Annotated in this window: 8 protein-coding genes; 6 read left to right on the top strand and 2 right to left on the bottom strand. The window is 61.9% G+C overall.

Features of this window, described 5'->3' with window-relative positions; genetic code table 11:
* Positions 1-297: 297 nt before the first annotated feature.
* Positions 298-1,968 (bottom strand): PleD family two-component system response regulator, encoded by a 1,671-nt coding sequence (locus NTD89_RS18465; RefSeq protein ID WP_262208939.1) that lies wholly within the window; start codon positions 1,966-1,968, stop codon positions 298-300.
* Between the two features lie 299 nt (positions 1,969-2,267).
* On the opposite strand from NTD89_RS18465, the gene NTD89_RS18470 reads away from it, so the two are divergent.
* The 5 genes from NTD89_RS18470 (at position 2,268) to NTD89_RS18490 (ending at position 7,602) form a co-directional block, all read left to right on the top strand.
* Positions 2,268-3,335: a DUF2333 family protein gene (locus tag NTD89_RS18470; RefSeq protein WP_145160303.1), complete on the top strand. Its 1,068-nt coding sequence runs from the start codon at positions 2,268-2,270 to the stop codon at positions 3,333-3,335.
* A 2-nt stretch (positions 3,336-3,337) separates the two neighbouring features.
* Complete coding sequence (locus NTD89_RS18475) at positions 3,338-3,874, top strand: NUDIX hydrolase (RefSeq protein ID WP_145160305.1); 537 nt, start codon at positions 3,338-3,340, stop codon at positions 3,872-3,874.
* Between the two features lie 182 nt (positions 3,875-4,056).
* Complete coding sequence (locus NTD89_RS18480; protein ID WP_005784408.1) at positions 4,057-4,428, top strand: translation initiation factor Sui1; 372 nt, start codon at positions 4,057-4,059, stop codon at positions 4,426-4,428.
* 213 nt (positions 4,429-4,641) lie between these two features.
* Positions 4,642-6,555 (top strand): arginine decarboxylase, encoded by a 1,914-nt coding sequence (speA, locus tag NTD89_RS18485; RefSeq protein ID WP_145160307.1) that lies wholly within the window; start codon positions 4,642-4,644, stop codon positions 6,553-6,555.
* A gap of 153 nt (positions 6,556-6,708) precedes the next feature.
* Positions 6,709-7,602 carry an alpha/beta hydrolase gene (locus tag NTD89_RS18490; protein WP_262208942.1) on the top strand — a complete coding sequence of 298 codons (894 nt, stop codon included), beginning with the start codon at positions 6,709-6,711 and terminating at the stop codon, positions 7,600-7,602.
* Here the strand turns inward: NTD89_RS18490 and NTD89_RS18495 are convergent.
* Complete coding sequence (locus NTD89_RS18495; RefSeq protein WP_262208944.1) at positions 7,547-8,884, bottom strand: MATE family efflux transporter; 1,338 nt, start codon at positions 8,882-8,884, stop codon at positions 7,547-7,549. The genes NTD89_RS18490 and NTD89_RS18495 overlap by 56 nt on opposite strands.
* Before the next feature lie 299 nt (positions 8,885-9,183).
* On the opposite strand from NTD89_RS18495, the gene NTD89_RS18500 reads away from it, so the two are divergent.
* Positions 9,184-14,085 (top strand): alpha-2-macroglobulin family protein, encoded by a 4,902-nt coding sequence (locus NTD89_RS18500; protein WP_262208945.1) that lies wholly within the window; start codon positions 9,184-9,186, stop codon positions 14,083-14,085.
* Positions 14,086-14,110: the final 25 nt, after the last annotated feature.

A 14,110-nucleotide genomic window follows, 5' to 3' on the forward strand; every position in this document is an offset into this window, starting at 1 on the left:
GCTGCAGGAGGTTTTCCAGGCTCTGGCCGGCACTGCTCAAACGCAACGCGTCGCCGCTGGCCAGGTAGTCGTCGATATTGCGCGCGGCCTGATTCTGAAATGTCTGCGACAGGCCAAGGTAGCGCTCCATCAGCAAATAAGGCCGTTCCAGTGCCCGTTGCGACCACCATAGCGTCGCGCCAAGGGCCAGGCACACGGCCACCAGCAGAAGGGTATTCAAATTGGTCAGCAGCTTCAGGCGCATGCGTGGTTTCAACCGACAGCAAAAGATAAGTGCCTGAAGTTATTGCGTTTCCATTACAGAGTTATGACGGAATCGGTGGATTCCGGTGAAAAGATGGCACTTTGCTTTGATGTGCGCGCAGCGTGTACGCGGTTGCGTCCGGTGTCCTTGGCGCGGTAAAGCGCCTCGTCTGCCTGAGCGGCCATCATCAAGCTGTCGGAACCGTCGCACAGCTCCACCAGCCCGGCGCTGAAGGTGCACCACAAATCCTGCGGCTGGGCCGGGTAGTGAATTTCGGCAAACCGCCCACGGATTTCGTCCAGCACCTTGCAGGCCGATTCCAGGTCGGTGTCGGGCATCACGATGGCAAATTCTTCACCGCCGTAGCGGCCGATGTAGTCGGTCTTGCGCAAGCGCTGTTTGAGAAACAGCGCCAGGCTCTTGATCACGCGGTCGCCCATCGGGTGGCCGTGGCTGTCGTTGACCCGCTTGAAGTGGTCAATGTCGAGCATGGCAAAGCTCAGCGGCTTGTTCTCGCGGCGCGCGCGGAAGCTGCAGTCTTCCAGCAGTTGCAGAATATGGGTGTGGTTGTACAGCCCGGTCAGGCTGTCACGCACCATCCGCGCCTTGAGGTTGCGCGCGCGGGCGGCGCGGTTGCGCACGGTGGTGATCAGGTGGCGCGGCTTGATCGGCTTGGTGAGGAAGTCGTCGCCGCCTTCGCTCATGGCGTCCAGTTGCTTGTCCAGGTCGTCTTCGGCCGACAGGTAGATGATCGGCACGCTGACGTAACGGTCATTGTGGCGGATCACCTTGGCCAGTTCGGTACCGGTACAGGCGGGCATGTACATGTCGAGGATGATCAAATCCGGCTGGAAGTCCGCCAGTTCGGCCATCGCCTGGATCGGCTCGATCAAGGTGCGCGTGACGATGCCGGCGCTGTTGAGCAGGCGCTCGGTGTGCAGCGCCTGAGCGCGTGAGTCGTCGATGATCAGCACCTTATAGGGCTCGTACTGCGCGACGCAGGTCAGCACCTCGATCTTTTCCAAAAGGCTTGAAGCCTCAAGCGTGCCAGTGAGAAATTCCTGGCCGCCGGCGCGCACGGCGGCCAGGCGCGTCGGGGTGTCGGTTTCGTGCAGGCTGAAAAACAGCAGCGGCAGCTTTTGCTCCAGGCCTTCCTGGGCTTCGGCGGCGAGCTTGAGGCCCAGGCCGGCACCGCAGAAATCCACATCCATCACGATGGCCGACGGCAGGCGCTCGGCCAGCGACGCGCGAAAGGCTGCCACGCTGTCCAGCGACTGGGCGCTCATGCCAAAAAATTCAAGCTGCTTGGCCAGGCGCTCGGCGCGGTCGTGATCGGCCAGCATCACGTAGATCGGCTTGCGCATGGGGGGCAGGAAGGTTTGTTCCAGCTGGTCGCCCTGGCGCAGGCCGGTGCGGGACAGGCGCTGCATCAGGCGGTTGAGTTCGGTGATCACCTGGCTGCTCAGGCGGCCGCGATTTTCATCCACCGCCTTGAGGGACTCGCCAATTTGCCGCGCCAGCTGGCCGTGTTCCGGCTGCTCGAAACGCTCGGCAAAGCGCAGCAGGCGCAGGTTGGCTTCGCTGAGTTCGGACAAATCGGTGTTCGACCATTCGCTGCGTTGCAGGCGTTGCCAGATCTCAAGAATTTGACGTGCCTGATGAATTACCCGCTGGGCAAAATGGTGCTTGAGACGCTCACGGCTGGGGTCTTCTGGCTCGGTCATATCCTGACTACTAGTTAGGGTGCATGCAGAGGTCGACTGATGGCTCTATGCTAGCACCTCTTTTCTCTCACATGAGTGTCTTGCGTCAATTAAGTAGCGGTCTGGGCCATTCAGTTTTTGACCTGATGGTCGCGCTGCGTAAAAAGCGTGCTTCATTTATAGTCGAACATCCCCTGCGCGCCACTTTCGGTTAAAAGCCCCGCGCCGATGGGCACGATGGGGTAGGGTTGTGGTCGGAGTGTTTGAACGCACCCGGACAAATGACGTGCATGAACTCAAGTGATTGAAAGGATATCGCCATGCTGGACTGGAAAAACCGCGCAGGCAGTGCCAAAGGCCCCGCCCCTGAGCCCAAGTCGGCCAACCGTAGTTACTTTCGCAACCTGCTGATGAGCAAAGCCTTGCTCAGCGTGCTGGGTTTGTACCTGTTGGTGACCGGCGCCCTGGGTTGGTACTGGAGCGAAGAGCCGGCGCTGTTCCCGGTCCAGCAAAATGCCCAGCTTGCCGCCGAGAAGGAAGGCAAGCAGATGGTGGTGGGCTACACCACCGTCGAAACCCTCAAGACCGTGGTTGGCACCTTGCTGAACAAGCCCGGTGGCTACATTTCCAACGACCGTTTCCCGCCGGGCCTGTGGATGGACAACATGCCGAGCTGGGAATATGGCGTGCTGGTGCAAGTGCGTGACCTGACCCGTGCCCTGCGTAAAGACTTCGCCCGTTCCCAGTCGCAGTCGGCCGAAGACGCTGACTTGGCCAAGGCCGAGCCGCGTTTCAACTTCGATAACAAGAGCTGGGTGCTGCCCTCCAGCGAGTCGGAGTACCAGGAAGGCATCAACTCCCTGAGCCGCTATGAAGCGCGCCTGTCGGACCCGAACCAGCGCGGCGCGCTGTTCTATGCGCGTGCCGACAACCTGAACAACTGGCTGGGTGACGTCGCGACCCGCTTGGGTTCGCTGTCGCAACGCCTGTCGGCCAGCGTTGGCCGGGTGAAACTGAACACCGCACTGAAAACCGAAGCCCTGGCGCCGGGTGAAGTGCCGCAGGTCGACGAAGAAGTGGTGGAAACCCCATGGATGCAGATCGACAACGTGTTCTACGAGGCCCGCGGCCAGGCCTGGGCCTTGTCCCACTTGCTGCGCGCCATTGAAGTGGACTTTGCCGACGTGCTGGCCAAGAAAAACGCCACCGTCAGCGTGCGCCAGATCATTCGTGAGCTGGAGGCCTCGCAGGAGCCGGTGTGGAGCCCTATGATTCTGAACGGCAGTGGCTTTGGCGTCCTCGCCAACCACTCGCTGGTCATGGCCAACTATATTTCCCGGGCAAACGCTGCGGTTATAGATTTGCGTCAGCTCCTCAACCAGGGGTGATGATGGACGCTTCTCAAAAGGAGGCCGCGCATCGCGCGGCCTCCGACGCTGAACTGATCGACTGGGTCGACGAGCAGGACAACCTGCTCGGTACCCTGGTGCGATCCGACCTGCGCCAACGTGGCCTGATCGGCCGTTGCACCTTTATCTTCCTGTTCAACGCTGCCGGTGAGTTGTGTGTGCATCGGCGCACCCTGAGCAAAGCCATGTACCCGGGTTTCTGGGACACTGCGGCGGGCGGCATGGTGGCGGCCGGCGAGAGCTACGCCGATTCGGCGGCCCGTGAGCTGGAAGAAGAGCTTGGCGTTGCGGGCGTGGAGCTGGTCGAGCATGACCATTTCTACTTTGAGGATGGCGACAGCCGGCTGTGGTGCAAATCCTACTCCGCTGTCTGGGATGGCCCGTTGCGCCTGCAGCCGGAAGAGGTGATGGAAGCGCGGTTTTTGCCCATTGAAATTGTCCTGCAGGAAGCCGAACAAAAGCCTTACTGCCCGGACGCTCAAGAGGGCTTGCGGCGCTATCTGGCCTTGCGTCGCTAAAGTTGCATAAATTGGCGCTATTAGGCTCTTAGCAAGTCGGCTTTTTGCCGTTACACTGCGCGACTTTTCACCCGAACCACCTTTAAGGTTCGGTAGCGCTGCCCCTGCCTGAGTGGGGCTTCGCGGTCGGTTATGCTCCTGGGGAGCGCCGATCAGTCTTTGTCCTCCCAAGAGGATTGCCGGTGGCCAAAAAAGCCGCATCCTTCGCCGCCCTTGGTGGCCTGGTATTTTCCACCGACGCAGGTCGACACTGCCCGGACTGTCGTCAGCCCGTGGATTCGTGCACCTGCAAACAGACCCTGATCCCTGAAGGCGACGGTATTGCGCGCGTGCGACGCGAGAGCAAAGGCCGTGGCGGCAAGACGGTGACCACCATCACCGGCGTGCCGCTGGCCGAAGATGCCCTGAAGGAACTGGCTACCACGCTGAAAAAGCGCTGTGGCACCGGTGGCGCGTTGAAAGACGGCGTTATCGAGATCCAGGGCGATCACGTCGAGTTGCTGTTGGCCGAGCTGATCAAGCTGGGTTACAAGGCGAAGAAGTCCGGCGGCTAGCAGCCTCTGTGAAACCCACCCCGATCGCCGGTTTGCTGAACGCGAACTGTCGTCTCCATGGTTTTCACAGAGCCTGTTCCTGACCGGTGTCTAAACTCTGTCCTGCGAGTGGGGTCTACCTTCCTTACAGGCAAATCGTCATTTTCATTCTTTAGACTTCGCCAGCCTTACAAGAAGGGTGTGGTGATCTTCGACTTTATATAGGGGACTTCGATGTCCGTACGACGCACACGCAAAGACGATGGCAGCCAATGGACAGTTGCGGACAGCCGCAGTGTTTACGGGATTCGCCATTGGGGGGCCGGGTATTTCGCGATCAATGAAGCCGGTCGCGTTGAAGTCCGTCCGAACGGCCCGAACAGCACGCCTGTCGATCTGTACGAACAAGTTGACGAGCTGCGCAAAAGCGGCCTGTCCTTGCCGCTGCTGGTGCGCTTCCCCGACATCCTGCAAGACCGCGTGCGCCAGCTGACCGGAGCGTTCGACGCGAACATCGAGCGCCTGGAATACCAGAGCAAGTACACCGCGCTGTACCCGATCAAGGTGAACCAGCAGGAAGCGGTGATCGAGAACATCATCGCCACCCAGAACGTGTCCATCGGCCTGGAAGCCGGCTCCAAGCCTGAGCTGTTGGCCGTGCTGGCCCTGGCACCGAAAGGCGGCACCATCGTCTGCAACGGTTACAAAGACCGTGAGTTCATCCGCCTCGCGCTGATGGGCCAGAAGCTGGGCCACAACGTGTTCATCGTGATCGAGAAAGAATCCGAAGTGGCGCTGGTGATCGAAGAGGCGGCCAACCTCAAGGTCAAGCCTCAGGTTGGCCTGCGCGTGCGGTTGTCGTCCCTGGCGTCGAGCAAATGGGCAGACACCGGTGGCGAAAAGTCCAAGTTCGGTTTGTCGGCCGCGCAATTGCTGTCGGTGGTCGAACGCTTCCGCGCTGCCGGCCTGGATCAGGGCATCCGCCTGCTGCACTTTCACATGGGTTCGCAGATCGCCAACCTGGCCGACTACCAGCACGGGTTCAAGGAAGCCATTCGTTACTACGGCGAACTGCGCAACCTCGGCTTGCCGGTGGACCACATCGACGTCGGCGGCGGCCTGGGCGTGGACTACGACGGTACGCACTCGCGTAACGCCAGCTCGATCAACTACGACATGGATGACTACGCCGGCGTGGTCGTGGGCATGCTCAAGGAATTCTGCGACGCGCAGAGCCTGCCGCACCCGCATATCTTCTCCGAAAGCGGCCGTTCCCTGACCGCGCACCACGCCATGCTGGTGGTGCAGGTCACTGACGTTGAGAAACACAACGACGAAATCCCGCTGATCGAGAACAAGGAAAACCTGCCGGAAACCGTGCAGTGGCTGGTGGACCTGCTGGGCCCGACCGACATTGAGATGGTCACCGAAACTTACTGGCGCGCTACGCACTACATGAGCGACGTGGCCACCCAGTACGCCGACGGCAAACTGACCCTGGCCGAAAAAGCCCTGGCCGAACAGTGCTACTTCGCCGTGTGCCGTCGCCTGCACAACTCCTTGAAAGCCCGCCAGCGTTCGCACCGCCAAGTGCTCGACGAACTCAACGACAAGCTCGCCGACAAGTACATCTGCAACTTCTCGGTGTTCCAGAGCCTGCCGGACACCTGGGCGATTGGCCAGGTCCTGCCGATTCTGCCGCTGCACCGTCTCGACGAAGAGCCGCTGCGCCGCGCCGTGCTGCAAGACCTGACCTGCGACTCCGACGGCAAGATCAAGCAATACGTCGACGAGCAAAGCATCGAAACCAGCCTGCCGGTGCACGCCTTGAACGAAGGTGAAGACTACTTGCTGGGCATTTTCCTGGTGGGCGCTTACCAGGAAATCCTGGGCGACATGCACAACCTGTTCGGCGACACCGACTCGGTGAACATCTACCAGCGTGAAGACGGTTCGGTGTACAGCGCCGGGATCGAGACCCACGACACCATCGAAGACATGCTGCGCTATGTGCACTTGTCGCCGGAGGAGTTGATGACGCACTACCGTGACAAGTGCGCGAGCGCGAAGATCAGTGCGTCGGAGCGTACGCAATTCCTCGACGCGTTGCGTCTTGGTTTGACGCGTTCTTCGTACCTGTCGTCGTGATCTAAGCTGATAGCAATCTAATGTGGGAGCGGGCTTGCTCGCGAAGGCGGTACATCAGTCACACATGTGTTAACTGACCCACCGCTTTCGCGAGCAAGCTGCTCCCACATTTGGATCTTCATTTGGCAGTACCTTCTGTGTGAGGTCTGAACGATGTCGAGCAAATGGCTGCAAGCCTTCACCCTGGCATTCGCCGCATTCCTGGCGGCCTGCTCGCCCATCAAAGTGCTCAACGCACTCACGCCTTCCGACACGTTCACCAAAACCTCCTCCATTGCCTACGGCGATGACCCGCGCCAAACACTCGATGTCTACCGTCCGATCAAGGCATTGCCCAATACCCCGGTCGTGGTGTTTTTCTACGGTGGCAGCTGGAACAGCGGCGCCAAGGATGACTACGGTTTTGTCGGCGAAGCCCTGGCTTCGCGCGGCATTGTGGTGGTGATCGCCGACTACCGGCTCTACCCGCAAGTGCGCTACCCCTCGTTTTTGCAGGACAACGCCCAGGCCGTCGTCTGGACCTATCAACACATCGCCGACTACGGCGCCGACCCCAGGCAGTTGTACCTGATGGGGCACAGCTCCGGCGCCTACAACGCGTCGATGCTGGCGCTGGATCCGCGCTGGCTTAAAGAAGTGAACCTGTCGCCCGCAATGCTCAAAGGCTGGATCGGCCTGGCCGGGCCGTACGACTTCCTGCCGATTGAAAACCCTGACGTGAAGCCGGTGTTTTTCTTTCCTGACTCGCCGCCGGATTCCCAGCCGATCAACCATGTCAGCCACGCTGCGCCGCCGAGTCTGTTGATCGCGTCGGTGAGCGACACGCTGGTCAACCCCACGCGCAATACCGGTGGGTTGGCGAAAAAACTGCGCGCAGCGGATGTACCGGTTGAAGCGTTTTACTTCACCAAGACCAGCCACGCGACACTGGTGGCGTGTATCGCTCGGCCTTTACGCTGGCTGGCGCCGGTACTGGACCGCGTCACGGCCTTTATCCAAGCCACTGATTCTGCCGATTCAAGCGCCAGGCAATCGCCCACAAAGTAAGGCTGCGCAGGGCCATGAACAGCAGGAAGGTAAGCCACAGGCCGTGGTTGCCGTACGGCTGCAGTGCCCAGGCGAAGGGCAGCAGCATCGCCACGGTGAGCAGCATGCCGTTGCGCATTTCCCGCGCGCGGGTGGCGCCGATAAACAGGCCGTCGAGCAAGTAGCTCCACACCGCAATCAACGGCAGCACGGCCAGATACGGCAGGTAAATGTCGGCGGTTTCGCGCACGCTGGGGATGTCGGTTTGCATGGCGATAAACAGATGGCCGGCAAAGGTGAACAGCAGCGCGAACCCGACACTGGCGATCAGTGACCAGCCGCAGGCAACCACCAGCGAACGGCGCAGCGCCTGCCGATCATGGGCGCCGATGGCATGCCCGCACAGGGCTTCGACCGCGTGGGCCAGACCGTCCAGGGCATGCGCCGTCAGCAGCAGGCCATTGAGCAGCAGCGCGTTGGCTGCCACGGTGGCGTCGCCCAATCGTGCGCCTTGCACCGTGATCATGAAAAACACCGATTGCAGGGCGAGGCTGCGGATGAAAATGTCGCGGTTCACCGCCAGCAACGGGCGCCAGCTTTGCCAGGCTTTGAGCGCGGCCCAGGCGATATGCCCGGGGTAGGCGCGCAAGGCGTTTTGCGTCAGGGCCAGGCCGAGCAGGGCGCCGGTCCATTCGGCGATGACCGACGCACGTGCGGAGCCGACCACGCCCCACTCCAGGCCAAGGACGAACCACAGGTTCAAGGCGATGTTGACCAGGTTGGTGGTCAACAGAATCGCCAGCGGCGCGCGGGCGTTTTGCGTGCCCAGGAACCAGCCGACCAAGGCGTAGCTGGCCAGGGCGGCGGGCAGGCCGAACAGGCGCGTGTGGAAAAACTCGCGGGTCAGCTGATTGAGTTCGGGAGAGGGTTGCATCCACTCCAACGCCAGGTGGCTCAGCGGAATGCCGACGGTGCCCAGCAACATCGCCAACCCCAGTGCCAGCAGCAGGCCTTGCAGCAGGATTTGCCGCAGCGCCGCGCCGTCATTGCGCCCGGCGGCTTGGGCGGCGAACCCGGTGGAGCCCATGCGCAAAAAACCCATGGCCCAGGCGAGGAAGGTGTACAGGCTGGCACCGACGGCCACGGCGCCCAACTGGTGGGCGTGGGGCAGATGGCCGATGACCATGCTGTCGACCAAGGCCACCAGCGGCACCGAAATATTTGACAGGATCATCGGCGCGGCCAGCGCCCAGACGCGACGGTGGGTGGGGCGGTGGCGCCAGTCGGTGAGCAGGGAAGTCATGGAGGCTCCTTTGGGGGAACGGCATTGTAACTGGCCCCCAGCCGCACCATAGAACCAATGTGGGAGCTGGCTTGCCAGCGATGGCGGACTGTCAGTCAAAATAGTGCTGGCTGACACACCGCTATCGCAGGCAACCCAGCTCCCACATTTTGATCTCCAGTAGCTGTGGGATTTGGCTGGGATAAGCGAGGATCAAGAACCAAAGCACCCTCCGTCGGTCAATGTGACCAGCACCTCATCGGCCCCTCGCAGGCTGATATATAGTTCACCCCTCGGACCCCTCTCACGACGAGTGCCCCATGCTTAACAAAGGACTGTTCCTGGCCTGCGCGCTGGCCCTGCTGAGCGCCTGCGATTCCTCCGATAAACCGGCTGCCCCGACCGCTCCTGCGGCGGCGACGGTTGCACCCAAACCGGCGAAAGCGGCGGTGGATGTGGCAGCGCTGAAACAGCGCTATGCCGGCCGTGAGTTGAGCGTGGTGGACGTGTCCGAAGTCCAGTTGGACGGGGCCAGCACGCTGTCAGTGAGCTTTTCCATCCCGTTGGACCCCGAGCAGAAATTCGCCGACAAAGTCCACTTGGTGGACAGCAAGTCCGGCAAGGTCGATGGCGCCTGGGAGCTGTCCGATAACCTGATGGAGTTGCGCCTGCGTCACTTGGAGCCGCAGCGCAAACTGGTGCTGACGGTTGACGCTGGCGTGAAGGCGGTCAACGACAACAAGCTCGCTGCCGAGTACACCGCGCGCCTGGAAACCCGTGACCTGCAAGCCACTGTCGGCTTTGCCAGCCGCGGCACCTTGCTGCCGACCCGTCTGGCTGAAGGCCTGCCGGTGATCGCGCTGAATGTCGACAAGATCGACGTCGAATTCTTCCGCATCAAACCCGAATCGCTGCCCTCGTTCCTCGCGCAGTGGGGGCGTAACACCAGTCTGCAGAGTTATGAATCGCGCGAACTGCTGCCCATGGCCGACCTGGTCTACGGCGGCCGCTTCGACCTGAACCCGGCGCGCAATACGCGCGAAACCCTGTTGCTACCGATCGCCGGCCTCAAGCAATTGCAGCAGCCGGGCGTGTACCTGGCGGTGATGCGCGCCTCGGGCACCTACAACTATTCGCAACCGGCCACGCTGTTCACCTTGAGTGATATCGGCCTGTCGGTGCACCGCTATGCCAATCGCCTGGATGTGTTTACCCAGGCGCTCGAAGGCGGCAAGGCGCTGGAGGGCGTGGACCTCGAAGTGCTGGATGCCGAAGGCCGTGTGCTGGGCCAGGGCAAGACCGAAAAGGGTGGCCATGCCGAGTTGCCGTTGCCGAAAAAAGCCCAGGTGTTGCTGGCCAAGCTTGGCGAACAAACCAGCCTGCTGCGCCTGGACAGCGCCGCGCTGGACCTGGCCGAGTTCGATATCGGCGGCCAGCCGGCGCACCCGCTGCAGTTTTTTGTGTTCGGCCCACGTGACCTGTATCGCCCCGGTGAAACCGTGCTGCTCAACGCCTTGTTGCGCGACAAGGATGGCAATGCCGTCAAGCCGCAACCGGTGAGCGTGGAGGTGCGCCGGCCGGATGAGCAGGTCAGCCGCAAGTTCGTGTGGGATGCCGATGCGTCGGGCCTCTATCAGTACCAGCTGCAATTGGCCGGTGAAGCGCCGACCGGGCGCTGGCAACTGGTGTTCGACCTCGGCGACGGCAAGCCGCAGCTGTATGAGTTTCTCGTCGAGGACTTCTTGCCCGAGCGCCTGGCGCTGGAACTCAAGGGCAGTGACACAGCCTTGAGCCCGGCGGATAACCCGGTGATTCACGTCAATGGTCGCTACCTCTACGGCGCACCGGCATCGGGCAACCGCGTCAGCGGGCAAGTGTATGTGCGCCCGTTGCGCGAGGCGGTCAAATCGCTGCCGGGCTACCAGTTCGGCTCGGTCACCGAAGAAGAACTGAGTCAGGATTTCGAGCTGGACGAAAGCGTGCTCGACGCCAAGGGTCAGGAAGACCTGACGCTGGAAAGCAAATGGGCCGAGGCCAAATCACCCCTGCAATTAATCGTGCAGGCCAGCCTTCAAGAGTCAGGTGGGCGCCCGATCACTCGGCGTCTGGTGCAGCCGATCTGGCCGGCCGAGCAACTGCCGGGGCTGCGTGGCTTGTTCGACGGCAGGGAAACCAACGGCGATGGCCCAGCAGAATTCGAAGTGCTGCTGGCCAACCAGGACGGGCAGAAACTCGCCGCGCAAAACCTCAAGGTGCGCCTGGTGCGTGAGCGCCGCGACTACTACTGGAACTACTCGGAAAGCGACGGCTGGAGTTACCACTTCAACGAGAAATTCCTCAACCTCGACGAACAGACCCTGAACATCAAGGCGGGCGACACCGCCAAGGTCAGCTTCCAGGTCGAGTGGGGCCCGTACCGTGTCGAGGTCGAAGACCCGCAAACCGGGCTGGTCAGCAGCCTGCGTTTCTGGGCCGGCTACCAGGCCCAGGACAACACCGAAGGCGGCGCCGTGCGCCCGGACCAAGTCAAATTGGCGCTGGATAAACCGGCGTATGGCGATGGCGATACCGCCAATGTCACCGTCACGCCACCGGCGGCCGGTAAAGGCTACCTGCTGGTGGAATCCAGTGAAGGGCCGCTGTGGTGGCAGGAAATCGATGTGCCGGCCGAAGGCAAAAGCTTCGCCGTGAAGCTTGACCCGAAATGGTCACGCCATGACCTGTACGTCAGCGCGCTGGTAATTCGCCCGGGTGAGCGCAAAGCCAATATCACGCCTAAACGGGCCGTGGGCTTGCTGCACCTGCCATTGGATCGCACCCAGCGCAAACTCGGCCTGACCCTCACCGCGCCGGAAAAAATGCGCCCCAAACAACCGCTGACGGTGAAGATCGCCGCCAAGAACGCCGACGGCAGCGTGCCCAAACAGGTGCATGTGCTGCTGGCAGCCGTGGACGTGGGCATCCTCAATATCACCGAATACCCGACACCGGACCCGTACTCCAGCCTGTTTGGTCGCAAGGCTTATGGCGTGGACCAGTTCGACATCTACGGCCAGTTGATCGAGGCCGGCCAGGGTCGTTTGGCCAGCCTGGCCTTCGGTGGTGATGCGGCGCTGGCCAAGGGCGGCAAACGCCCGGACACCAGCGTGACCATTGTGGCGTTGCAGAGCGCGCCCGTGACCTTGAATGAACAGGGCGAGGGCGAAGTCAGCGTCAATATCCCCGACTTCAATGGCGAATTGCGCCTGATGGCCCAAGCGTGGAGCGATGATCGGTATGGCATGGCCGAAGGCAAGACGGTGATTGCCGCGCCGCTGATTGCCGAGCTGTCGGCGCCGCGCTTTCTCGCCGGTGGTGACCAGACGACGTTAGCGCTGGACCTGTCCAACCTGTCGGGCAACGCGCAGAAACTCGATGTGCAATTGAGCACCGAAGGCCAGCTGGAGTTGGTCAACAGCGGCGCGCAGTCTGTTGAACTCAAGCAAGGCCAGCGCACCACCTTGCGCATCCCGGTCAAAGCCTGGGGCGGGTTAGGGCAGGGCAAGGTCAAGGTCACGGTAAACGGCCTGGACCTGCCGGGGGAAAACCTGCCGCCGTTCAGCCGCGAGTGGACCCTGGGTGTGCGCCCGGCCTACCCGGCGCTGCTCAAGCATTACCGCGCAGTGCTCAAGGATCAGCCGTGGAGCTTGCCGGTCGGCAGTCTGGATCAGTTCGATGCCTCGGGGCGCGAAGCGCTGTTGAGCCTGTCGAGCCGGCCGCCGCTGAACCTCGGCGCGCAGATCAGTGCGCTCAAGGCGTACCCTTATGGCTGCCTGGAGCAGACCGCCAGCGGCCTGTATCCGTCGCTGTATGCCGACGCTGCCCTGCTCAAGCGCCTGGGCATCAAGGGCGAGTCGGACAGCGAACGCAGACGCAAGATCGAGCTCGGCATCGAGCGCCTGCTGGGCATGCAGCGCTACAACGGCAGCTTTGGTTTGTGGGGCGCCGACGGCGAAGAGGAATATTGGCTGACTGCTTACGTCACCGACTTCCTGCTGCGCGCCCGTGACCAGGGCTTTGCCGTGCCGCCTGAAGCACTGAAGAAAGCCAGCGAACGCCTGCTGCGTTATGTGCAGGAACGCAACCTGATCGAGGTGGATTACAGCGACAACGCCGACCACACCCGCTTTGCCGTGCAGGCCTACGCCGGCATGGTGCTGGCACGCAGTCAGCAAGCGCCGTTGGGCGCGTTGCGCAGTATCTTCGAGCGCCGCAGCGAGGCGCGCTCCGGGTTGCCGTTGGTGCAGTTGTCCATTGCCCTGCAAAAAATGGGCGACCAGCCACGTGCCGATCAAGCCTTGCTTGCCGGCCTGGCGGCGCAACGCGATGCCAACGAGTGGCTGGCCGACTACGGCAGCCCGCTGCGTGACCAGGCGATGATCCTGGCTTTGCTTGAAGAAAACGACTTGGTCAAGGGCAAACGCGAGGAGCGTTTGTTTACGCTCTCGGACCAGTTGGCCGCCAGCCCTTATCTCTCGACCCAGGAACGTAATGCACTGTTCCTGGCCGGGCGCCTCGGGTTCTCACAGCCGGAGTCGAACTGGCAGGTGTCGCTGACCGGCAGTGGCGGTGTGCAAACGTTGAACAACCAACAATCGACGCTGGCGCTGGATGGCAAGCAGCTGTCCAGCGACCTGACCCTGAGCAATCAGGGCGAGGCGCCGGTTTACCAGCAACTGACGATCTCGGGTTACCCCCAAGTGCCACCGGCACCGGGCGGCGACAACCTGAGTATCCGCCGCGAATACCTGGGCATGAATGGCCAGCCGTTGAACCTGCATAACGTCAACAGTGGCGACCTGGTGCTGGTGCATGTGGCGGTCAGCGCCAAGCAGCGGGTGCCGGACGCGTTGGTGGTTGACCTGTTGCCGGCTGGGCTGGAGCTGGAAAACCAGAACCTGGCACAAAGTGCAGCCAGCCTGGAAAACGCCAGCAGCCAGGTGAAGGAGTGGCGCGAGTCGATGCAGAACGCGTCGCTCAAGCACCAGGAGTTCCGCGATGACCGCTATGTGGCGGCGATGAACCTGGAGGGTTATGGTGCCACCACGCACTTGTTGTACCTGGCGCGGGCGGTGACGCCGGGGACTTATCGCGTGCCGCCGCCGCAGGTGGAGTCGATGTATCGGCCGAACTGGCAGGCGGTGGGGGAGACGCCGGCGGATTTGGTGATCAAGGGGCGCTGATACCTGGCGGTAGGAATGGGGTTCA

This window comes from Pseudomonas sp. 14P_5.3_Bac1, assembly GCF_025466135.1.
Classification (GTDB): domain Bacteria; phylum Pseudomonadota; class Gammaproteobacteria; order Pseudomonadales; family Pseudomonadaceae; genus Aquipseudomonas.

What these genes read in the sequence shown, in the direction of transcription:
- NTD89_RS18495 (WP_262208944.1), bottom strand. Translation starts at nt 8,884, where the DNA reads ATGACTTCCCTGCTCACCGACTGGCGCCACCGCCCCACCCACCGTCGC.
- NTD89_RS18475 (WP_145160305.1), top strand. Translation starts at nt 3,338, where the DNA reads ATGGACGCTTCTCAAAAGGAGGCCGCGCATCGCGCGGCCTCCGACGCT.
- NTD89_RS18465 (WP_262208939.1), bottom strand. Translation starts at nt 1,968, where the DNA reads ATGACCGAGCCAGAAGACCCCAGCCGTGAGCGTCTCAAGCACCATTTT.
- speA (WP_145160307.1), top strand. Translation starts at nt 4,642, where the DNA reads ATGTCCGTACGACGCACACGCAAAGACGATGGCAGCCAATGGACAGTT.
- NTD89_RS18500 (WP_262208945.1), top strand. Translation starts at nt 9,184, where the DNA reads ATGCTTAACAAAGGACTGTTCCTGGCCTGCGCGCTGGCCCTGCTGAGC.
- NTD89_RS18470 (WP_145160303.1), top strand. Translation starts at nt 2,268, where the DNA reads ATGCTGGACTGGAAAAACCGCGCAGGCAGTGCCAAAGGCCCCGCCCCT.
- NTD89_RS18490 (WP_262208942.1), top strand. Translation starts at nt 6,709, where the DNA reads ATGTCGAGCAAATGGCTGCAAGCCTTCACCCTGGCATTCGCCGCATTC.